This is a genomic window from Aeromonas sp. 25-248, from assembly GCF_053005425.1.
Window position 1 is genome coordinate 1 of record NZ_JBRKTB010000048.1, and the last position, 242, is coordinate 242.

Below are 242 nucleotides of genomic sequence, written 5' to 3' on the forward strand. Positions count from 1 at the left end.
GCTCGGCCTGGGTGAGCTCGCGCCCCTCCTTGAGCTTTACGTAGGCGCAGGGCACCTCCCCCCAGGTCTCGTCCGGCATGGCGATCACCGCATCTTCTTCCACATCGGGGCGGCGATAGAGCACGTCCTCCACCTCCAGGCTGGAGATGTTCTCCCCGCCGGCGATGATGCTGTCCTTGGATCTGTCCTTGATCTCCACATACCCGCCCGGGTGCCAGACCGCGTGATCCCCGCTTCGACAC

At 65.3% G+C, this 242-nt stretch carries 1 protein-coding gene; it reads right to left on the bottom strand.

Annotated elements, in window-relative coordinates; genetic code table 11:
* Positions 1 to 242: AMP-binding enzyme (locus ACVDHI_RS20835; protein ID WP_447212481.1), on the bottom strand; the 242-nt coding region annotated here is incomplete at both ends.